17 protein-coding genes and 1 rRNA gene are annotated in these 22,097 nt (G+C 47.0%); 8 read left to right on the forward strand and 10 right to left on the reverse strand.

Annotated features, from left to right (window positions below; all coding sequences use genetic code 11):
* From D328_RS0103955 to gyrA, 4 genes are all read right to left on the reverse strand, one after another.
* Positions 1-149 (reverse strand): 16S ribosomal RNA (locus D328_RS0103955); the annotation flags it as partial.
* A gap of 460 nt (positions 150-609) precedes the next feature.
* Entirely contained in the window at positions 610-1,359 is a 750-nt protein-coding gene (locus tag D328_RS0103965; RefSeq protein WP_018883661.1) for an SDR family NAD(P)-dependent oxidoreductase, read from the reverse strand.
* A gap of 225 nt (positions 1,360-1,584) precedes the next feature.
* Positions 1,585-2,709, reverse strand: coding sequence for an HD-GYP domain-containing protein (locus tag D328_RS0103970; protein WP_018883662.1), 1,125 nt, complete (start codon positions 2,707-2,709; stop codon positions 1,585-1,587).
* A gap of 288 nt (positions 2,710-2,997) precedes the next feature.
* Complete coding sequence (gyrA, locus tag D328_RS0103975) at positions 2,998-5,529, reverse strand: DNA gyrase subunit A (protein WP_018883663.1); 2,532 nt, start codon at positions 5,527-5,529, stop codon at positions 2,998-3,000.
* A gap of 454 nt (positions 5,530-5,983) precedes the next feature.
* Between gyrA and D328_RS0103980 the strand changes: the two genes are divergently transcribed.
* Entirely contained in the window at positions 5,984-6,859 is an 876-nt protein-coding gene (locus D328_RS0103980; RefSeq protein WP_018883664.1) for a YheC/YheD family protein, read from the forward strand.
* Between the two features lie 288 nt (positions 6,860-7,147).
* Here the strand turns inward: D328_RS0103980 and gyrB are convergent, their stop codons facing one another.
* From gyrB to dnaA, 6 genes are all read right to left on the reverse strand, one after another.
* On the reverse strand, positions 7,148-9,058 hold the full coding sequence (gyrB, locus tag D328_RS0103985) for a DNA topoisomerase (ATP-hydrolyzing) subunit B (protein ID WP_033412258.1): 1,911 nt from the start codon (positions 9,056-9,058) through the stop codon (positions 7,148-7,150).
* Between the two features lie 99 nt (positions 9,059-9,157).
* Positions 9,158-9,409 (reverse strand): extracellular matrix regulator RemB, encoded by a 252-nt coding sequence (gene remB, locus D328_RS0103990; RefSeq protein WP_026281001.1) that lies wholly within the window; start codon positions 9,407-9,409, stop codon positions 9,158-9,160.
* Between the two features lie 120 nt (positions 9,410-9,529).
* Positions 9,530-10,645: a DNA replication/repair protein RecF gene (gene recF, locus D328_RS0103995; protein WP_018883667.1), complete on the reverse strand. Its 1,116-nt coding sequence runs from the start codon at positions 10,643-10,645 to the stop codon at positions 9,530-9,532.
* A gap of 59 nt (positions 10,646-10,704) precedes the next feature.
* Positions 10,705-10,923: a S4 domain-containing protein YaaA gene (yaaA, locus tag D328_RS0104000; RefSeq protein ID WP_018883668.1), complete on the reverse strand. Its 219-nt coding sequence runs from the start codon at positions 10,921-10,923 to the stop codon at positions 10,705-10,707.
* Between the two features lie 88 nt (positions 10,924-11,011).
* Entirely contained in the window at positions 11,012-12,154 is a 1,143-nt protein-coding gene (dnaN, locus tag D328_RS0104005) for a DNA polymerase III subunit beta (RefSeq protein WP_018883669.1), read from the reverse strand.
* Positions 12,155-12,373: 219 nt separating this feature from the next.
* Complete coding sequence (dnaA, locus tag D328_RS0104010; RefSeq protein WP_018883670.1) at positions 12,374-13,720, reverse strand: chromosomal replication initiator protein DnaA; 1,347 nt, start codon at positions 13,718-13,720, stop codon at positions 12,374-12,376.
* 914 nt (positions 13,721-14,634) lie between these two features.
* On the opposite strand from dnaA, the gene rpmH reads away from it, so the two are divergent.
* The 7 genes from rpmH to rsmG all read left to right on the forward strand — a co-directional run bounded on the left by rpmH (position 14,635) and on the right by rsmG (position 21,346).
* Positions 14,635-14,769 (forward strand): 50S ribosomal protein L34, encoded by a 135-nt coding sequence (gene rpmH / locus D328_RS30570; protein WP_081625218.1) that lies wholly within the window; start codon positions 14,635-14,637, stop codon positions 14,767-14,769.
* A gap of 347 nt (positions 14,770-15,116) precedes the next feature.
* Positions 15,117-15,467, forward strand: coding sequence for a ribonuclease P protein component (rnpA, locus tag D328_RS0104015; protein ID WP_018883671.1), 351 nt, complete (start codon positions 15,117-15,119; stop codon positions 15,465-15,467).
* Positions 15,468-15,538: 71 nt separating this feature from the next.
* On the forward strand, positions 15,539-16,411 hold the full coding sequence (locus tag D328_RS0104020) for a YidC/Oxa1 family membrane protein insertase (protein ID WP_018883672.1): 873 nt from the start codon (positions 15,539-15,541) through the stop codon (positions 16,409-16,411).
* Positions 16,408-17,148: an RNA-binding cell elongation regulator Jag/EloR gene (gene jag, locus D328_RS0104025; RefSeq protein WP_018883673.1), complete on the forward strand. Its 741-nt coding sequence runs from the start codon at positions 16,408-16,410 to the stop codon at positions 17,146-17,148. The genes D328_RS0104020 and jag overlap by 4 nt, the downstream gene beginning before the upstream one ends.
* A 102-nt stretch (positions 17,149-17,250) precedes the next feature.
* Complete coding sequence (mnmE, locus tag D328_RS0104030; protein ID WP_018883674.1) at positions 17,251-18,627, forward strand: tRNA uridine-5-carboxymethylaminomethyl(34) synthesis GTPase MnmE; 1,377 nt, start codon at positions 17,251-17,253, stop codon at positions 18,625-18,627.
* 101 nt (positions 18,628-18,728) lie between these two features.
* Positions 18,729-20,615, forward strand: coding sequence for a tRNA uridine-5-carboxymethylaminomethyl(34) synthesis enzyme MnmG (mnmG, locus tag D328_RS0104035; RefSeq protein ID WP_018883675.1), 1,887 nt, complete (start codon positions 18,729-18,731; stop codon positions 20,613-20,615).
* On the forward strand, positions 20,615-21,346 hold the full coding sequence (gene rsmG / locus D328_RS0104040; protein ID WP_018883676.1) for a 16S rRNA (guanine(527)-N(7))-methyltransferase RsmG: 732 nt from the start codon (positions 20,615-20,617) through the stop codon (positions 21,344-21,346). The genes mnmG and rsmG overlap by 1 nt, the downstream gene beginning before the upstream one ends.
* Positions 21,347-22,097: the final 751 nt, after the last annotated feature.

Genomic DNA, 22,097 nt, shown 5'->3' on the forward strand with positions numbered 1-22,097 from the left:
CCCAGTCCAGAGGGCAGGTTGCCTACGTGTTACTCACCCGTCCGCCGCTAACCATCAGGAGAGCAAGCTCTCCATCAAGTCCGCTCGACTTGCATGTATTAGGCACGCCGCCAGCGTTCGTCCTGAGCCAGGATCAAACTCTCCAATAAAGTTATTGAAAAGAGCGATAGCTCATTTTGAATCTGACGAGATTTAATATCTCATTGTTTGAATCTCACTTGCGTGAAATTCGCTCACTCGTTGTTCAGTTTTCAAAGATCAACCGTAACACTTTTCATATCTCGTCGCCTCATTCTCTCGAACAATCAGCAACTTTTATATTATATCATCTTCTTTTGAAGAGTGCAAGCTTTTTTTATTTTTAATTTTGCTTTGCACTAGTTGATGATACATCGCCGTTTTCAGCGGCAAGAAATAATATACCACACAGAACAACTCGATTGCAACCCTTTTTTCAAAACAAAATTCATAGTTCCCCTTAATCGCGTACACGAGATAAGATGTATGCTTCACATATTGCAGGATTAGTCCCGTGGCAACCTTGAAACTCTTCATATGAAGTACAACAGTGGGCTCACATCTCTGTAACAAGCATAGTTGAAGCTGCCCTTAGTTCATATATGTCCCACCATTCAGATTAATGGCTTCTCCAGTAATAAAGTCAGACATGGAGGACGCCAGGAACAGTACAGCGTCAGCAACGTTTTGTGGCGTACCTAACTTACCAAGCGGAATTTTACTTAGAACACTCTCCCGATATTCCAACGTCCACTGCTGACTCATATCCGTATCAATAGGCCCCGGACATATGGCATTGACATAGATATTATGCTTGGCCATCTCCAATGCTAAGTGCTGGGTAAGGTAATTAACCCCCGCTTTGGACGTTCCATATGAAGGTGCAGCGTTCCTGTGCGGCGTCTTAGCTGTCGTAGAGGTCACGTTGACAATCTTACCATACTTCTGGTCAATCATATGCGGTATTGCCGCCATACACGTATAAAGTGTACCGTTCAGATTAATATCCAATACCTTTCTCCAATCCTCCTCAAGATCCATATCAAGAGTTGGAGTTCGCCTGTTAATGCCTGCATTATTAACTAGAATATCAATACGCCCAAATTGCTCCATGGCCATCTGAGCCATCCCCTGTGCAATCTCTTGAACCGACACATCTCCTACGTATATAGCACAGCCTGATCCAAGGGCCTGTACCTCAGCTGCTAGCTCCTTTAGCAAATCTTCACGGGTACCATTAACGACAAGCGACGCACCGTGCATAGCCAGTGTAAGGGCAATCGCCTTGCCGATACCACGGCTTGCCCCCGTTACAATCGCGATTCGTCCTTCCAGCAGCATCGTGCTTCACTCTCCTTTTCATCTGCTTCAGCTTCTATAAAGCGTTTACAACAAAATTATAAAACATGCTATTCCATAAAAAAAGCCCCAACATCCGTAGATCGAATCTGCAGCAGAATCGTATCCGAGGTTGGAGCTCTGAAGTCACATGTTATCCTTGCTTGAGCTTGCGTCATAGCATATTTAGATAATGACTAATCTCTTGACTACATTAATAGCCCTACGTTAAGCAATGATATCTTCAATGTGCAAATCAAGGCGCTGCACCAGATTGATAATCTCATCGCCGAGATTCACCATCGGTCGCGTAGGATGATCACGATCTGCAAAAATAATTTCCCCAACTCGCTGATCATTTAGACGCACCTTGGTTCCATTGGACAGTTGAGTAACCTTGCTAATAAAGATACGTACAATAGACGGGTCCAGCTTGCCGAAGGCCTCACTTTGAATCTGCTCCAGTACCAAATAAGGAGACTGTGCCTTTCGATATGTCTTATGCAGCGTCATCGCATGAAAAATATCCGCCACGCTCACAATACGTGCATAGATATGCGTCTGTGACTCTTTGAGATGTAGCGGATAGCCACTACCATCCACCTTCTCATGATGTTGAAGCGCTGCAAGCCGCACTCCTTCATTAATGCCCTTCACATTTTTGAGCAGCTGATAGCCATACGTGGTGTGCTGTCGCATTTCATGTAGCTCTTCTTCGTTAAGTGGAGAGGGCTTGTGGATGACAGCAGGATCTACTTTTGAATTACCAATGTCATGGAACAATCCGGCAAAGGCGACCTGAATCCAATCCTTCTGCGGCAGTCCAATCCACTGGGCAAGACAATAGGAGGTAAGAGCCGTAAGCACTGCGTTGTGGTAGACATATTCACTTTCCTTCATGGAACTAGGTGTAAAAGTTATCACGTTGTAGCGATCGATCTGCTCCAACATAGACTCCAGTTGGGCCCGAAGCTCATAGATGGAGAGATCAGATACTAGCACAGTTTGGAATGCGTTCTTAATATGATTGATCATTTTGTCATACTGCTGCTCGAATGAAAGAGTCTTGGCCACGGCAACGCCACCCTTATCACTTAATGAACCCTGGGTAGCGGAACTGGAGGAATTCGAATCCGTTGATGTTTTGGCTATAGGCTCATTCACTCGCCCTTTATTTGAGCTGCCCTGGCCTTCCGTTACGATCTCAACCTCATCAATCAGAAATGCTTGCAGAATTTCAATATCTCGCGGAAGCAGCACATGCTCCTTCGAAAGCAGCACACTTCCATACTCGGTGAATACATCCTTGGCCAATTTACTACCTGCCGACAACTCTTTAACGGATATGATCATATCGAACCTCGCTTATGTCCTGAAATTATGTCATGCGCCTTGCGCTGCTCTTTTTTCCTAATCTACACTCCATTATATTACTGCCGCAGAACACTGTACATGCTATTCCCAACCTTGTTCACAGGTCATAAGACCTATATTACAAAAAAACCTCCTGCAAAGAGTCACCAAATAAGGTGCTCTCTCTGCAAGAGGCTTGTCTGTTAGCTATGCTATAGGTGTACTTCTAATGTCTTCATTTAGACATCAGTCTGAATCACTTGGTGTGACAGTCTGATAGGCTACAGCTTACTCAGCGTCGCCGCCTGATTCGTTGTCAGTCGTCTCCTCAGAGCTCTCTACAGCTTCTACATCAGAGGAGAAGCCCTCCTCATTCAGTTCCTCGTCTTCTTGCTCCTCATTCTTATCAGCACGGCACACGGTAGCGACTGCATCATCCTCACGGATATTGATCAGCTTGACCCCCTGTGTATTCCGTCCCATCGTCGAGATTCCTTCCATGCTCGTCCGAATCAGGGTTCCGCTAGCGGTAATGATCATCAGATCCTCTTCGTTCTTCACGATCTTCAGGCCAACCACTGCACCATTCTTGTCTGTGACATTGATCGTCTTGATCCCTTTACCACCACGGCTCTGTACACGATAGTCAGTAACTGGCGTACGCTTACCATAGCCTTTGGCAGTAACGATGAGCACTTCGAGCTCCTGATCTACAATGTCCATACCAATGACCTCATCGGTTGGATCCAGGGTAATTCCTTTGACCCCTGTAGCACTCCGTCCCATCGAACGAACATCATCCTCTGGGAAGCGGATGGACATACCACACGCTGTACCAATGATCATTTCCTGTGCCCCATCCGTCAGTTTCACCTCGATCAAGGCATCGTCCTCACGGAGATTGATGGCAATCAGTCCACCCTTACGGATGTTCACATAGTCCTCCAGCGGCGTCTTCTTCACAATCCCCTGCCGTGTGGCAAAGAACAGGAATTTGTCATTCTCGAACTCTTCCACCGGAATGACCGCATTGATGGACTCACCCTGCTCAATCTGAATCAGGTTAATGATCGGTGTCCCGCGGGCTGTACGACTCAGCTCTGGAATCTCATATGCCTTGATTCGATACACCTTACCCTTATCTGTGAAGAAGAGCAGATGATGGTGAGAGTTCGTTACGAACAGATGCTCCACGAAATCCTCTGTCTTCGTATCCATCCCCACAACACCACGTCCACCACGCTTCTGGTTACGATACGTGGTAACCGGCAATCGCTTGATGTAGCCTGTATGGGTAACGGTTACGATAACATCCTCACGCGGGATCAAATCCTCATCAAGAATGCTCTCTTCCCCTACTGTAATCTCTGTTCTGCGCTCATCGGCAAAACGGGATTTCAGCTCTTGCAATTCCTCACTGATAATATTCAATACAAGATGCTCATTGGCCAGAATTTCGCGATACTCCGCAATCTTCTGCAGCAGCTCGTTATATTCATTCTCAATCTTCTCGCGTTCCAGTCCTGTCAGACGTTGCAGACGCATATCCAGAATCGCCTGAGCCTGCTCATGACTAAGGGAGAAACGGTTCATCAGTCCGTCACGCGCAGCATCTGCTGTCGCGGAGGAACGGATCAAGGCAATGACCTCATCCAGATGATCCAGCGCTACTCTCAAGCCCTCCAGAATATGAGCACGAGCCTCAGCCTTCTTCAGATCGTACTCGGTCCGGCGACGAATAACTTCGATCTGATGCTGCAAATAATGATACAGCACATCACGAATATTGAGAATCTTAGGTTCTTTATTAACGATAGCGAGCATGTTGATACCGAAGGTAGATTGCATCGCTGTATGCTTGAACAGATTGTTAAGCACGACATTCGGATTGACATCCCGGCGCAGCTCGATAACGATCCGCATCCCGTTACGATCCGATTCATCCCGCAGGTCGGTAATACCTTCAATACGCTTATCACGAACGAGTTCAGCGATCTTCTCTACCAATCTGGCTTTATTGACCTGATAAGGCAGTTCACTGACGATGATTCGGGCTTTGTTACCGTTCTCTTCGATCATCGTTCTCGCACGCATAGTCACGGAGCCACGCCCGGTCTGATACGCCTGACGGATGCCGGAGCGTCCCAGGATGTAGCCTGCTGTAGGGAAATCAGGGCCTTGGATATGATCCATCAATTCCATAGGCGTAATGTCTGGGTTCTCAATCATGGCCTGTACGCCATCAATGACCTCACCCAGGTTATGAGGCGGAATGTTCGTAGCCATACCTACAGCAATCCCGCCTACCCCGTTGACCAGCAGGTTCGGGAAGCGAGCAGGTAGCACGGCCGGCTCACGCTCTTCTCCGTCATAGTTAGGAATGAAATCGATCGTCTCTTTGTTGATATCGCGCAGCATTTCCATAGCGATCTTGGACAGCTTGGCCTCCGTATAACGCATCGCCGCAGCCATATCGCCGTCTACGGAACCGAAGTTCCCATGACCGTCTACCAGCATGTAGCGCAACGAGAAATCCTGAGCCATCCGTACCATTGTCTCATAGACTGCAGAGTCACCATGGGGATGGTACTTACCGATGACTTCGCCCACGATTCTGGCTGATTTCTTATAGGGTTTGTCCGGAGACATCCCAAGCTCAGACATCGCGTATAAAATACGACGGTGAACCGGCTTTAATCCGTCCCGTACATCAGGCAGAGCACGGCTGACAATAATACTCATCGCATAATCCATGAAGGATTCGCGCATCTCTAGGCCGATATCTCTGTTAATGATTTGCGGGTTATTTTGATCCGCCATGCTGGACCTCCTCTTTCTTTACCACTCTTCGTAATTCTGATTTCACTATATGTGAAAAGCCTTACAAATGCCTACTGAATCCGATCCTTCGGCATGCAGCCCAAAACGCCGCACAGGCATGCCAAACAAGGTCATACCTCTTCTAATTATATTATTTTCACAAATAGATCACAATTAAACGTGGCTTATTCAGGGTTTGCAACGAAATCCTTAAGAACTGGGGATTCGCCCTACCCACTATAGGTTTTCGACATACAATTACGTATACGGTTTTTTGTCTATCATGACGTAAAGAAGTATGTCCTTATACAAACATCCGAAAAACGCCGTATTCACCTATTATACCACTGTTTATTGAAAATGTCCTTTTGTTTGACTTAATTTGGAAATTGATTGTTAAAGTAATGACTTTTTATCTGCAAGGGTATGAAAATTACAGAAAGGGTGATCTTCCTTGTCCATTCAGCGGGTATCCAGCAAATGGGACAAAACGAAAGTAATCTTGAATCATCCCAAATTAGCCCCTTATATTCCCGATACCAGATTGTACAGTCCTGACCATCTCAAAGAGATGATAGAGATGTATGACACTGTCTACATCAAGCCGGACTGTGGCACCTTCGGACATGGCGTCATGCGAGCTGAGAAGGAGCGAAAGCCCCTTTTGCATGTATCGCCACCGGTCAGCATACCACCCAACTATAGCTACAGCCTTCGTTATGGAGTTCAGAAGGAGGAATACTCGACCCTGGAGGAGCTCCATCAGGCTATATCCACCCATATCAAATCCAAAGTATACCTCGTTCAACAGGGAATCCAACTGCTGCGTTATCAGGATCGCTCCTTCGATCTGCGTGTGCTCACACAGAAGAATCTACGCAATGAGTGGGAGAGCACCGGGTTCATCGGCCGTGTGGCTGCGCATGGTAAAGTAATCACCAACTACCATAGTGGAGGTGCGATCGGAGAATTCCATACGCTTCTCTCAGCCCATACAGATGTCATGACGCAGGCTCGTCTAAAGCGCAAGTTAGGAGTGCTTGGTGAGAAGATAGCAGAGCAGCTGGAGCAAGCGTATCCACGTATCAAGGAAATTGGGCTGGACGTCGCTTTGGATCAGCAGCTTCACCCCTGGATTCTTGAAGTGAACACCTTGCCCTGTCTGTATGTCTTCGGCAAGCTATCTGACAAGGAGCCCTATCGCCGTATCCGCAAATATGCCATCGCTTATGGGCGCATAACCAGCTCTGGTTCTGGACGCAAGAAAGGCTCTACCAACCGCAGCAGCCGCAAGACGGCCCCTGTCACCTGGAAGAGACAACAAGCGTAGCCCAAGCTAAAGCTTCTGGAACAGAGAGTCGTGTGACCAATATGTAGAGATGATCAGTAGAGGTGCTACTTAGGGAGAAGGTAAGTACAGGAGGTATTACTCCTACAGCGAGCTACAGTTAATTTTCTGGCTACGCATCACGCTTATCTGGTTGCATCTTATTAAGCAAAAAGGCGCCCATCTGGGCGCCTTCACACATGAATACAGTGTGTGTTTTATTACAAGACAGTTGCACATACCAGCAAGCTCTTATGCCAGAATTGCTAACTCGCCTTTTTTACACTTGGTCTATACGTCCAGGTTCTTCACGTATTTCGCGTGCTCCTGGATAAAATTACGGCGTGGCTCTACGTTATCTCCCATCAGCGTATCGAACAGGGAATCTGCCAGCATGGCATCACCGATAGATACCTGAAGCATAGTGCGGCTCTCAGGGTCCATGGTCGTCTCCCATAGCTGTGCAGCATTCATCTCGCCGAGACCTTTATAACGCTGTACGTTCAGCTTGGCCCCTTCACCGAACTCCTGAATAATCTCATCTCGTTCCTTCTCGCTATTCGCATAACGAACAACCTTGTTGCGCTCAATCTTGAACAATGGCGGCTGTGCGATATACACATACCCTGCCTCAATAATCTTGCGCATGTAGCGATAAAAGAACGTCAGAAGTAGCGTACGAATATGCGCACCATCGACATCGGCATCCGTCATGATGATAACCTTGTGATAACGTGCTTTAGCGAGGTCAAAGTCATCGCCAATCCCTGTACCGAATGCAGTCACCATCGACCGGATCTCATCACTGGACAGAATTCGGTCTAGACGTGCCTTCTCGACATTGAGGATCTTACCACGAATCGGCAGAATCGCCTGGAAATGACGGTCACGTCCTTGCTTCGCAGAACCACCAGCGGAATCACCCTCTACGATATACAGCTCGGAGATGGATGCATCCTTGGAGGAGCAGTCTGCCAGCTTACCTGGCAAGGAGCTGATCTCCAGAGCACTCTTACGGCGTGTCAGCTCACGAGCTTTACGTGCTGCTTCACGAGCACGGGCAGCCTGTAGCGCCTTCTCGACAATCCGACGGGAGACGGAAGGATTCTCATCCATGAACTCCTGCAGCTTCTCGGCGAACAACGATTCGACAATTCCTCTGACCTCACTGTTCCCTAGCTTGGTCTTGGTCTGTCCTTCGAATTGCGGCTCAGGAATCTTCACGGAGATGATCGCTGTCAGTCCTTCACGCACGTCATCACCAGACAGATTGTTATTGCTGTCCTTGATGATACCCGTCTTACGGGAATAGTCGTTAATGATCCGGGTCAGCGCACTCTTGAAGCCTGATTCATGCGTACCGCCTTCATGTGTATTGATGTTATTAGCGAAGGAATAAATGTTCTCAGTATAGCTGTCGTTATACTGAAGTGCTACCTCTACCTGGATCATATCCCGGGCGCCTTCAACGTAGATTGGCTGCTCGTGGAGCACCTCTCTTTGCTCATTAAGGAACTGCACGTATTCACCAATTCCGCCTTCATAGTGGAACGTAGCATTCTCACCCGTTCTCTCATCGAGCAGGGATAGCTTAATGCCTTTATTCAGGAAGGCCAGTTCACGAATCCGTGTCAGTAGCGTCTCATAGATATAGACTGTCGTCTCTGTGAAGATTTCAGGATCGGGATAGAAGGTGGTCTGTGTTCCCGTCTCCTCCGTATCACCAATGACCTTCACATCATACTGCGGAGCACCCCGATGGTATTCCTGTTGATAGACATGGCCATCCCGCTTGACGGTGACCAATACCTTGCTGGACAAGGCATTCACTACAGAGACCCCGACACCATGCAGACCGCCAGATACCTTGTATCCGCCGCCGCCGAATTTACCACCAGCATGAAGTACGGTCATAACGACCTCAAGTGCTGATTTTTTCATCTTGGCGTGCTCGCTGACTGGAATGCCGCGGCCATTATCAATCACGGTAATGCTGTTATCCTGATGGACGATGACCTGTATGGTATCGCAGTATCCGGCAAGCGCCTCGTCAATACTGTTGTCCACTACTTCCCACACCAGATGATGGAGTCCCTTGACGCTGGTTGAGCCGATGTACATACCCGGCCGCTTGCGCACAGCCTCCAGTCCCTCAAGGACCTGGATCTCGCCCGCATCATAAGTTGGTTGATTCATAGACATGCCTTTCACCTACTTCTATAGATTCAATAGCCATAGCTTGGGCTCTAATTCTTAAGATCCGTTCATTTTCCATAAGTCAAAATGGGCGTTAGCCAGCCGCTAAGGATGGTCGATAAATATGTTTGCCCTTTTCTTCAAGGTTGCGGATGAGATCGGAGAGTAATAGACCTTCCTTTTGGTCACCACAATAGACTTGGCCTCTTCCTCGCCAATGACCTCGATATGCTTATGCTGCTGTGCATAGCTTACATATTGCTTGGAGATTTTAGAGGATTTCTCAATCGAAATATCGAAAATGGCGACGAGCTCGGAGGATCGGATAATCTTCTCCCCTCCCAGATGGATATACATGACCGTCATTCACTCCTTCTAGGCAGCTTGCTGAAGTTAAGTAACGCAATACTACGTACCTAGCTCCTTACGCCATGGAGAGCCTGTCAGCAAAGACGGGCATAATCCTGGCAAGCGTCTCTAATGCTCCACATGTCCTGCATGCACATGATAAATACTGGCATCCTTCAGCCGTCCGGTGTTCAGGCTCTCAATGCCTGTTGCTGTGATGAAGGTCTGCACCTTGCTTTGAAACGTCTCGATCAGTTGGGTCTGGCGGTAGGAGTCCAGCTCGGACAATACATCATCCAGTAATAGAATCGGGTATTCCCCAATCTCCTCATGAATCAGCTCGATCTCTGCCAGCTTCAGCGAGAGCGCAGTCGTGCGCTGCTGTCCCTGTGAGCCATAGGTCTGTACCTCTTTACCGTTGATGGCAAAGGTCAGATCATCGCGATGTGGCCCCGCGAGCGTCATTCCGCGCCTGATTTCCTGATCCCTCATTTGTGATAACTTTAACATAAATTGCTCCAATAAGACAGCTTCATCTTCTTCCTCTGCCTCGCTGAAGGACGGAACATAGCCTAATTCCAGCGTCTCTTTGCCTCCAGCAATGCCCTCGTGAATCTCCTGCGCCCACTTTTGGAGCTTCTTTATGAATTGTTTCCGTTTTTTAACAATCTTAACACCATGCTCTACAAGCTGTTCATTCCAGACCTCCAGCATGACCTGTACCGATGACAGATCCTTGCCCCAGGCCTGCTTCAAGAGATTGTTGCGCTGGGCTAGCACCTTCTGATATTGCTGCAAGTGGTATAGATACCCTGGAGCCACCTGACCAATCTCCATGTCAAGAAACCGGCGGCGGCCCCCCGGTGTCCCCTTCACAATCTCCAGATCCTCCGGAGCGAACATGACGACATTCAGCGCTCCGATGAAATCACTTAGCTTGCGTTGTTCAAGTCCGTTAATCTTCGCTTTCTTCCCCTGTACGGACAAGGCCAGCTCAAGCTTGACCTTCCCATACCGCTTATCCACCTCGGAGGAAAGATAGGCAGCGGAGCTATCAAATGCGATTAGCTCTCGATCCTTGGAGGTGCGATGGCTCTTCGTGAGAGCCAGCACGAATATCGCCTCTACCAGATTCGTCTTCCCCTGCGCATTTTGTCCGATCAGCAAATTCACCGGTCCGAACGCATTCAGCTCAAGCTGAGTGTAATTGCGATAATGCTGCAAATGGATGTTGTTCACATACACGCTTGGTCCCCCTCATTCAGATGACCGGCACACGACAGGTATGCTGTCCTTTGGCGGGCTTAAGTCGCCGAGATAACCTCAAAGCTTCCTTCGCCCTCTACCTCTACACGATCGCCTGGGTACAGCTTGCGTCCTCTCCGCTCCTCCGGCTCACCATTGACATGAACGGCACCCTCCTGCAACAGAGCCTTGGCCATTCCTCCAGTCGGCACACAATCCGCCAGCTTCAAAAATTGATCCAGCTTAATATATTCACTGTGGATAGAAATCTGCTTCATGTATCACAACCACCTTCCTGCTTGTCCACATGTGCATAACTTTTTTGGTTGGAAAACCTGCTCCAAGTTATGCACCATGTCTTCATCCTTAATTTGTCGTCCGGTAAGGCAAAATAATGTAGAGCGCCTTGCTCTCATCAGTCGGCTTCAGAATAATCGGGCTCATGATACCCGTAAAGGCAATGACCAGCTGTTCGCTATCAATAACCTTGAGCACATCAAGCATATATTTCGAGTTGAAGGAGATTTTCAGCGGTTCGCCTTCAAAGCTAGATACGCTAACCTCTTCGCGCACCTTGCCAAGCTCCGATGAGCTGGATGAGATTTCAAGCCCGCCTTGCTCAATAGATTGCATACGCACAATATTGGTCTTTTCTTCCCGAGATAGCAAATAAGCACGGTCGATTGACTCGCTCAGACTTTTTGTGTCCAGCATCAGTTCTGTTTTGTACGATGTCGGAATAATCCTAGAAGTATCGGGATATGTTCCGTCAAGAATACGCGAATAAAATAGCACCCGATCAATCTTGAACAGCACCTGACTATCCGCTACGACGATATCGACCATTGTATTTTGATCTGGAACGATCTTGCTCAGCTCGTTCAATGTTTTACCAGAGATAACCACATTGTTGAAACGAATACCTTCTGCAGAATCCAACATGGCGGAGCGAGTAGCAAGGCGGTGGCGGTCGGTAGCAACGAACTTCAGTTCATTGTCGGCCAGACTCCAAAGTACACCCGTCAGAATGGGTGTTGTCTCGTGCGAGGAGATAGAGAATACAGTCTGCTTGATCATATTCTTAAGCAGATCTCCTGGAATAGAGAACATTTGGTTCTCTTCAATGCTTGGTAGTACAGGGAATTCCTCAGGATCGAGACCTACCATCTGGATCTCGGTTGCTCCCGCAGCAATGAAGGTCTGGAATTGATCCTTAACCTCCATATGAACTTCCTGGGAAGGAAGCTTCTTGATAATTTCAACAAAAAATTTGGCAGGCAGCACGACGCTTCCTGGCTGATCAACCTTCACGATCGTCTGATCGCCACTCTCAATCGGAATAAACGATTGGATGGAGATATCCGTGTCGCTGGCGGTCAGTGTGACGCCCTGATGATTAACATCCAGCTTGATGCCGCTCAGGATGGGGATCGTTGTACGGCTGGAGATCGCTTTGGATACATGCTGGATGGATTCATTAAGAGCTTGCTTTAAAATACTGATTTTCATAATTTCCTCCTACAAGCGAATGGACTTTATCTTGCTGCTGTTGTTGGTTCAGCTTTTCGTAATTCATGTTGAGGCAAAGCCGATGACATGATGGTGATTTATTTATAAAAAATAGTAGTAATAGCAGTAGGTGCACTGAATATGTGGATAAGTGACATAAACGTGAATAAATCAAGCCTATCCACATGTGTATATATTGTGCATAGGCTTTGTACTTGTTCAGGTTGGGTTTTTGATTTTCTCAGTAATGTTGTTGATAACTTTGAACAGATCCTGGTCAGCTTGAATGGACTTCGAGATCTTCTCATGGGCATGAATGACCGTTGTATGGTCTCGTCCACCGAAGGCTTCTCCAATCTTGGGCAAGGAATAATCAGTCAGCTCTCGTGACAAATACATGGCAATCTGACGCGGGAAGGCAACGGCCTTAGTACGCTTGCGTGCCTTGAAATCCTCTAGTTTAAGATTGTAGTATTCTCCGACCTGCTGCTGAATGTCCTGAATAGTAATCATCTTCGGACGGCTGGATGGAATGATATCCTTCAGCGCCTCGGCAGCCAGATGCGTCGTTACATCCTGATTGGTTAAGGAAGAGTAAGCCACAACGCGGATCAAGGCACCTTCCAGCTCCCGGATGTTCGTATCAATCTGATTGGCGATATACATCATCGCTTCATTCGGAATATCCAGATTCTCCGCCTTGGCCTTCTTACGCAAAATGGCAATCCGCGTCTCCAGATCCGGCGGTTGAATATCCGTGATTAGCCCCCATTCAAAGCGGGAGCGAAGCCGTTCTTCGAGCGTGGGAATCTCCTTGGGCGGTCGGTCACTGGAGATGATAATCTGCTTACGTTCCTCATGAAGTGCATTGAAGGTATGGAAAAACTCCTCCTGTGTCGACTCCTTGCCCGCCAAAAACTGAATATCGTCAATCAGCAGGATATCGATATTGCGGTATTTGTTCCGGAAGCTCTCGCCGCGGTTGTCGCGGATCGCATTAATGAATTCATTGGTGAATTTCTCGGATGACAAATAAACGACCTTGCTGCTGGGATTGTGCTCCAGAATATAATGACCGATAGCGTGCATAAGGTGTGTCTTGCCTAGTCCTACGCCACCATACAAGAACAATGGGTTATAAGCTTTTGCCGGCGCCTCAGCGACGGCGAGCGATGCAGCATGGGCAAAACGATTGCCCGAGCCGATCACGAAGGTATCGAACGTATATTTCGGATTCAGCATATGAGAGATGACTTCTTCCTGGGCAGCAGGCTGCTGGGGCGGAAGCTGCTGCGGGTCAGGCTCTGCAGGCTTGTTCTCTTCGATGATGAATTTGACCTCAACCTGCTTGTCCAACAGCTCATACACGGTGGAAGCGACCAGCTTCGTATAGCGGCTCTCCAGCCACTCAACAGCGAATGTCGTCGGCGCAGAAATCACAATGGAGTGATCCGTAAGCTTTGTCACCTTGGTTGCCTTGAACCAGGTATCAAAACTGGGCTTGCTAAGTTTGGTTTGTATGATGGATAGTATTTGCTGCCATATTTCGGAAGTATGGCTCTCCACAGACGTCACTCCTTTTACATCCTCCAATGTGGCTACAACCGCCTCGTTAAGACACATCCGCGTTGCTGACTAGCGGCGCACAGTTGCAGAGAAACGCAGCACAAACCAGCCCCGAACGAGACATAGACGGAAAGTCAGCTGCCGTAATCGGCAGAATCGTGGCAGTCAATTCAGGTGGGCTTGGCCAGTGTAGTTGTACTCTGTGTTCCATAGGCCGGAGAGGAAATCAAAATGTCGAAATGAAATGAATAATGTAGAATATATCCCCAGAATCCAGTATCCGCACAAATAAAAAATATGGATAAATTGAACTTGTTCACAACTTTATCCACAGACTGTTGATAATATATAGGGTAAAACAACATATTCACAATCAAAAGTAATATAATCATAGCAAAAGAAGCCTTGTATTTCAATGAGTCATCGGATTTTATCCACAAATTCAATCTGTTGTGTATAAATCTTATGCACAACACAAGATATTGTTAATAATTTGTTTAGTTTTCGACAATAACTTAATTCACGGGATAAAAATTATTCACAGGTTATGACGGATCAAATCAGTTATAAGCTGTTTTTGTGAGCTTGTGTATAACTCAAATCCAGAGCATTGCTCAAAAGAGCCTGTGGAAAACTATAACTGACAGCAACTGACCAGCAGCTTATTCAGGATTGGCTCGAAATGTACTTAATAGTGGAGTAGACGCTATGAGGGTATCGTTCCATTTTTAGAGGATGATTATGTGGGCAAGGTACAGAAAGAAGAAATATAGAAAAAAGAAAAAAGAGGAAGAGCTTCAAGCTGGTTGACTTCGTAGAATACTTATGGTTAAATGTATAAAGGTGTTTTTTGTGGAGATCGCTATCGAGTATATTCCATATAAAACGTATTTCTTGTAAGGAGGTGCAATACATTGAGACCGACTTTCAAACCAAATGTCAGCAAGCGTAAAAAGGTTCACGGCTTCCGTAAAAGAATGAGCACGAAGAACGGACGCAGAGTGTTGGCTGCCCGTCGCCAAAAAGGCAGAAAAGTATTGAGTGCATAATACGTGCATGGAGACCACCTGCGGTGGTCTTTTTTTTTGAAGATAATAGAATTTTTAAGTTTTCAGCGGAGCTGAATTATTCTATTATCGCCAGAAAAACATCCATAAGCACGGTCATCTCCTGTGCAAGTACGACAATAGACGTTTTCTTATCAGACAGTGGGAGAAAAAGTCCCTACATCTATATATGGATGATGGTGTATGAATTAGGCCCAATATAGATGTAGGCATAACTCCGGTTGCATCTAGATTATCACCCGGAAGTTTGGGCTATAATTATTTATAGTAGAAACGCATTCCGGGAGCGGACGAATGAATAGAATTGAATTGAAGCAAGGAGAAGCGCCGTGCAGAGAAAATTGCGTCTTCGTAACCGTGCAGACTTCGGACGAGTATACCGACATGGCAAATCCTTTGCGAATCATCAGTTGGTTGTGTACTGGTTTCGCAAAAAAGAGGTAGATCAGTTCCGTGTGGGGATCTCGGTAAGCAAGAAGATTGGTAATGCTGTCGTCCGTAACCGGATGCGCAGATTAATTAAAGAAATTATGCGTCACCACGAGCATGAGATCATGGACCATATCGATCTGATCTTTATTGTTCGCAAGGGGGCCGTATCCATGTCCTATCAAAATCTGGAGAAGAGCGTATTACATGTATTACGCAAAGCCTCACTGTTGAAATCTTCAGGGAGATAGTCGGTTTCTTTGTCCTGCTCAATATGGTATGATTTACGTTGGAATGGATTGGTTAAGAGAGGGGTTATGAAGTGTCGCGATTCAAGACAAAACAGGGAAAATGGTTTCTCCTGAGCGCCATGCTTGGTCTTGTTGCTGTATTAGCCGGTTGTGCTCCATCAGCGAACAATTCCTATACGACAGCTGACTTGGCTAACGGAAGCTTCTGGCAAAGGAATGTCGTATACTGGTTCTCTTATGCACTGGACACCTTTGCTGAATGGTTCAGTGGAGAGTATGGCTTAGCAGTACTACTGCTCGTGATTATTGTAAGAACACTGATTTTACCGCTTACCCTCAAACAGGTGAAGAGCTCAAAGGCAATGCAGGCGATTCAGCCGCAGCTGAAAGAAATCCAGAATAAGTACAAGGATACACCAGAGAAGGTACAGCAGGAGACGATGAAGCTGTTCCAAGAGAACAAGGTCAATCCTATGGCTGGCTGTCTTCCACTAGTTGTGCAAATGCCAATCTTCATCGCGCTGTATAACGCGATCTACTATAACTCGGAGCTGCGTGATCACACATTCCTGTGGTTACAACTAGGTATGCCTGACCAATATTGGATACTGCCAGTTATCGCAGCAATTACAACATTCGTGCAGACCTGGATGATGATGAAGATGAATCCAACGCCGCAGCAAGGGCCTATGCAATTCCTTCTGTGGGTATATCCGGTATTGATCTTCATTATGTCCTACCAATTCCCATCGGCGCTGCCGCTGTACTGGGTGTACAGTAACATTTACACGATCGTACAGAACTATTTCTTGTATCGCAATAACGACAAGACGGCTGCAGCTCTTGCTGTGAATGCTGCCAAGGTATCTCAAGGTGGACAAGGCAATAGCAATAAGAGAAAAAATCAGAGCGGAAAACGGAAAGGAGCTAAAAAATCGAGATGACCAAAGTCGTTGCGACAGGAAAAACCGTTGAAGATGCTGTAGAACAAGGGCTTGCCGAGCTTCGGACAAGCCGGGAACGAGTAAACGTGACCGTGTTAGAGCAGCCGTCAAAAGGATTCCTGGGCTGGTTCGGGACCAGGAAGGCGAAGGTAGAACTAACTATAATTCCTGAACCTGACCCTATACCGGCAACTAAAGCAACCATAGAACATCATCCGATAACAGCTCCTGAAGCAGAGGTACAATCTGCTTCTACACAACTGGCGTCTACAGATTCTTCTTCCATCGGTGCTGATCCATATGAGGAGGCTATTCGCTTCATCAGGGAGACTGCAGCAGGTATGGGACTTGAGGTAAGTGTGGATGTCCATCATCGTAAGGATGAGAGCACACTGGATATTTCCGGCCCTGAGCTTGGAATGCTGATAGGAAGAAGAGGGCAGACGTTAGACGCTCTACAGTATTTAACCAATATTGTAGCTAATCGCTACTCTGATGGATATGTTCGCATCATTCTTGATGCCGAGAATTTCCGGGATCGACGACGTAAGACGCTGGAGAATCTGGCTGAGCGTCTGGCTGGACAAGTTGTCTCTTCAGGCAAAGAGGTCATGTTAGAGCCTATGTCTTCGGCGGAGCGTAAAGTGATTCACGCCAAGCTACAACGTAATCATCAGGTTAGAACGTACAGCAAAGGGGACGATCCGAATCGGCGCGTCATCATTGCCAAGAAATAAAGAAATGCAATGGCTCTCTGCCTGGTGCGGAGGCCATTGCTTTTTTTCATAAGAGCGAAGAAGAAGCATGTGTGCCCCAGAAAATAGAACGAGGTGAGAATGATGTTAAGCGATACGATAGCAGCGATCTCCACAGCAGTTGGTGAGGGAGGAATTGCGATCATCCGCGTCAGCGGGCCAGAGGCATTACCAGAGGTTCAGCGTATGTTCAAGAGTAAAACTCCTCTTACGGAGGCTGAATCACATACTGTGCATTATGGACACATTATCGAACCCCAGAGCGGAGAACGAGTCGAAGAGGTGTTGCTAACGGTCATGAGAGGGCCGCGATCCTTCACCACAGAGGATGTCGTAGAGATTAGCTCTCATGGGGGTGTGGTAGCTGTCAAGCGAGTCATGGACCTGTTGCTGCTCCAGAATATTCGACTGGCTGAGCCAGGCGAGTTCACGAAGAGGGCATTCTTGAACGGACGAATTGATCTTAGCCAGGCAGAGGCCGTCATGGATCTAATCCGCTCCAAGTCAGACAAGGCATTCTCTATTGCGATGAAGCAGTCAGAGGGGATGCTGTCCTCGAAGATTCGCAATCTTCGTCACATTCTGGTCGAGACGCTTGCACATATTGAAGTGAATATTGATTATCCAGAGCATGATGTAGAATCGCTAACCTCGCAGTTTATCAAGGACAAGAGTAGTGAGGTTATGAAGGAAATTGATGGACTTCTGCATACAGCTGAGCAGGGGAAGATTCTGCGCGAAGGGATTACTACCGCCATCATCGGGCGACCGAACGTGGGGAAATCTTCATTACTGAATGCTTTGGCTCAAGGGGATAAGGCAATTGTCACAGATATCCCTGGCACGACCCGTGATGTCATTGAAGAATATGTCACGATTCGCAATGTTCCGCTAAGGCTGCTGGATACTGCCGGCATTCGAGAGACGATGGATGTGGTCGAGCAAATTGGTGTAGAGCGTTCACGGACCGCTGTCAGTGAAGCTGACCTGATCTTACTGGTTCTGAACTCCAGTGAGCCACTGCATCAAGATGAGCTGGAATTGTTGGAACAAATCCGCGGTAGACAAGTGATTGTTATTATGAATAAAATGGACTTACCTTCCCAACTAGATCGCGAGCTTCTGACACGTTATATAGCTGAGGAGCTGATTGTTCCGATGTCCGTGAAGACGGATGAAGGCTTGGATGGATTGGAAGAAGCTATCTCCAAGCTGTTCTTTAGTGGTAAGCTGGAGTCTGCTGATCTTACCTATGTAAGTAACGTGCGGCATATTGCGCTGTTGAAACGGGCGAAGCAGTCACTCCTGGAAGCTTACGAGGCTGCCGATCAGTTCATTCCGATTGATATGATTCAGATTGATGTCCGGCTTGCATGGGAGCAGCTTGGAGAGATTGTGGGCGATACAGCTCATGATGCGTTGATTGATCAGATCTTCTCCCAATTCTGTCTTGGGAAGTAGGAATTACAGCTTCTGAAATTCATGGTTAGAAAATCATACATTATATAATAGAAGAGAGTGAATAGCATCGGCTATGCTCTTATTTTAAGGAGGTACTACCAATGGGATACGATGGCGGCAACTATGACGTTATTGTTGTAGGCGCTGGACACGCTGGCGTAGAGTCAGCACTTGCTGCGGCCCGTATGGGCTGTAAGACATTGATGATTACCATCAATCTGGATATGGTGGCTTTTATGCCATGTAATCCTTCGATTGGTGGTCCGGCCAAGGGTCATGTTGTACGTGAAATTGATGCGCTCGGGGGAGAGATGGGGCGCAATATAGATAAGACCTTCATTCAGATGCGGATGTTGAATACAGGCAAGGGACCAGCCGTTCATGCGCTGCGTGCGCAAGCAGATAAGTTCTCTTACCAGCATGCCATGAAGGAGACGATGGAGAAAGAACCCAATCTGACACTTCGTCAAGGTATGGTCGAGGAACTGATCGTTGAGGATGGTAAATGTGTAGGGGTACTAACAAAGACCGGAACCTCCTATCGGGGAGGTGCAGTGGTATTGACTACTGGAACCTATCTGCGTGGGAAAATTATTATGGGTGAGCTGATGTACGAGAGTGGCCCGAACAATCAGCAGCCATCTGTACGACTGTCTGAGCATTTGCGTGAATTGGGCTTCAACCTGGTGCGCTTCAAGACCGGAACTCCTCCACGAGTGCATAAGGATAGCATTGATTTCAGCAAGACAGAGATTCAACCAGGTGATGATCAGCCCAAATTCTTCTCGTATGAGACGAAATCGTCTGACAACGAGCAGCTTCCATGCTGGCTGACATATACTTCAGTGGACACACATCAGATTATTAATGACAACTTGCACCGTGCTCCCATGTTCTCAGGTGTTATTGAAGGAACAGGGCCTCGTTATTGTCCTTCGATCGAGGATAAGATTGTACGCTTCAGTGATAAGCCGAAGCATCAGATCTTCCTGGAGCCTGAAGGCAAGAATACCTCTGAGTATTATGTACAGGGCTTGTCTACAAGTCTTCCGGAGGATGTGCAGCTTGCTGTGCTCCGTTCCATTCCAGGTATGGAGAACGTAGAAATGATGCGTAATGGATATGCTATAGAATATGATGCAATGGTACCGACACAGCTCTGGCCAACACTTGAGACGAAGCAGCTACCAGGACTCTTCACTGCTGGGCAAATTAACGGAACCTCAGGATATGAGGAAGCAGCTGGTCAAGGTATTATGGCTGGGATTAATGCAGCTCGCAAGGTACAAGGCAAGGAGCCAGTAATCCTTGATCGTTCACAGGGCTATATTGGTGTACTGATTGATGATCTGGTGACCAAGGGCACGAATGAGCCTTATCGCTTGCTGACTTCCCGTGCTGAATATAGATTGTTGCTGCGTCATGATAATGCAGATTTGCGTCTGACACCGATCGGTCATGAGATTGGTCTGATTCCAGAAGAGCGATATGCGGCATTTGTGGATAAGAAAGCTAAGGTCGAACAGGAAATTGAACGTCTACGTACGCATAAAATCAAGCCTGTAGATGTTAACACCATGCTGGAGGCGGCAGGCTCTGCCCCAATCCAGGATGGTAGCAATCTGCTGACGATCCTTCGTCGTCCAGAGATCAGCTATGCGCAGGTTGAACAGATCTCGGCTTCACCAGTGGAGCTGGATGCAGACATGAAGGAGCAGGTCGAGATTCAGATTAAGTACGCTGGCTATATCGAAAAGCAATTGCAGCACGTAGAGCGTCTGCAAAAGATGGAGCAAAAAAAGCTGCCTGAAGACCTTCGATATGATGAGGTACAGGGGCTTGCCATGGAAGCGAAGCAAAAGCTCAACAGCATCCGCCCAATCTCTATCGGGCAGGCTTCCCGGATCTCAGGTGTGACACCTGCTGACATTTCAATTTTGCTAGTGTATCTGGAGCATTATAATCGTGTGAAGGCGGCAAGAGCATAATGGCAGATGCGATACAGTTAGAATTCCAAGCAAGATTAGCCGAGCATGGCATTCAGATTAATGAACAGCAGCTAGACCAGTTCGAAAGCTATTATCGTCTCCTTGTAGAGTGGAATGAGAAGATGAATCTGACAGGGATTACTGAACGTGAGGCTGTCTACACGAAGCATTTCTACGATTCCGTCTCCCTGGCCTTCTATGTGAATATGGATGAGATTTGGACACTCGCAGATATTGGATCGGGTGCGGGTTTTCCTGGCATTCCTCTGAAAATTTGCTTTCCGTCCATTAAGCTGACGATCATTGATTCGTTGAACAAACGGATCAACTTCCTGTCACACATCAAGGAGTCTTTGCAGCTTACAGAGACTGAGCTGATTCATGGCCGAGCAGAGGAGCTAGGTCGCAAGGCTGGCTATCGGGATAGCTATGATCTGGTTACAGCACGAGCTGTAGCAAGGCTAGCGGTTCTCAACGAGTTCTGTCTTCCTTTTGTACGAAAAGGAGGATGCTTCGCAGCGATGAAGGGCAGTGATCCGCAAGAGGAGATTCAAGAGGCGGCTTATAGCCTTAAGGAGCTACGAGGACAGCTGAGCTCGGTTGAAGCCTTTCAGCTCCCTGTTGAAGAGTCTGCGCGACACATGGTGCTGATTCGAAAGCTTGCCGAGACACCTAAGAAGTATCCGCGTAAAGCAGGCACCCCTTTAAAGATGCCTTTGCTGCAGCCTTAAGTCATTTGATTTATTGACTGTCGTATAGAAATTCCAGATATAGAGCTGAATAAAGATAGAGATCTTTATAAAGATACAAATATAGAGACAAGGGAGTGTTTCACGTGAAACATTCCCTTTATTTGTGATTCAACAATTTTCCATATTATAATAGAGTAGCCTAGTAAGATATTATATTGTTGGAAAGGGGACAAAGAATCCGCTGCTGATACATATCTTCAATTGATGATGTAGACGATGTAGAGAAGTAACAGTCTCATGGACCAGAGAAGGGGCTTGTTAGCTAGTATCGGAAATGGGTGAATTATATCATTAACCTATAGTAAATAAGAGACCAAATCATATATTTTAGGGATTGGGAATAGATAGGATTATACTCGAAAAAGTGATAGAATAGAAATAACGGATGTAACCAGATACATGATATATAAGTAACTTTATGCCCGCATCACATTTTACTCATAGTTGGAATCTTGTTCCTGAAGGTCCGATGAATTTGATGTTACTTCACGTATCTGTATGTACATAGTCTCTGTAGTACACATGAATAGATATCTGCGCATGTGGCCAAGGTTACTTGTCCACATGTGGATAGCCATTTTACGGCTGACGGATATATCAATTAATGTGCATGAGGGATCTTTAGCCTGATTGATCTTCAAGATAAGAGGAGATAGCAGGTCAATGTATCAGGTGAGTGTATTAGGAAGTAACGCAAATGAGTGTGTGCAGGTTCTGTGAATGTCCATTA

The organism is Paenibacillus massiliensis 2301065 = DSM 16942 (assembly GCF_000377505.1).
Lineage (GTDB): Bacteria > Bacillota > Bacilli > Paenibacillales > Paenibacillaceae > Paenibacillus > Paenibacillus massiliensis.

Coding starts and splice junctions, on each gene's coding strand:
- jag (WP_018883673.1), top strand. CDS start 16,408: ATGACCAAAGTCGTTGCGACAGGAAAAACCGTTGAAGATGCTGTAGAA.
- mnmE (WP_018883674.1), top strand. CDS start 17,251: ATGTTAAGCGATACGATAGCAGCGATCTCCACAGCAGTTGGTGAGGGA.
- mnmG (WP_018883675.1), top strand. CDS start 18,729: ATGGGATACGATGGCGGCAACTATGACGTTATTGTTGTAGGCGCTGGA.
- D328_RS0103965 (WP_018883661.1), bottom strand. CDS start 1,359: ATGCTGCTGGAAGGACGAATCGCGATTGTAACGGGGGCAAGCCGTGGT.
- remB (WP_026281001.1), bottom strand. CDS start 9,409: ATGTATATCCATCTGGGAGGGGAGAAGATTATCCGATCCTCCGAGCTC.
- gyrA (WP_018883663.1), bottom strand. CDS start 5,529: ATGGCGGATCAAAATAACCCGCAAATCATTAACAGAGATATCGGCCTA.
- rsmG (WP_018883676.1), top strand. CDS start 20,615: ATGGCAGATGCGATACAGTTAGAATTCCAAGCAAGATTAGCCGAGCAT.
- dnaN (WP_018883669.1), bottom strand. CDS start 12,154: ATGAAAATCAGTATTTTAAAGCAAGCTCTTAATGAATCCATCCAGCAT.
- D328_RS0103970 (WP_018883662.1), bottom strand. CDS start 2,709: ATGATCATATCCGTTAAAGAGTTGTCGGCAGGTAGTAAATTGGCCAAG.
- yaaA (WP_018883668.1), bottom strand. CDS start 10,923: ATGAAGCAGATTTCTATCCACAGTGAATATATTAAGCTGGATCAATTT.
- gyrB (WP_033412258.1), bottom strand. CDS start 9,058: ATGTCTATGAATCAACCAACTTATGATGCGGGCGAGATCCAGGTCCTT.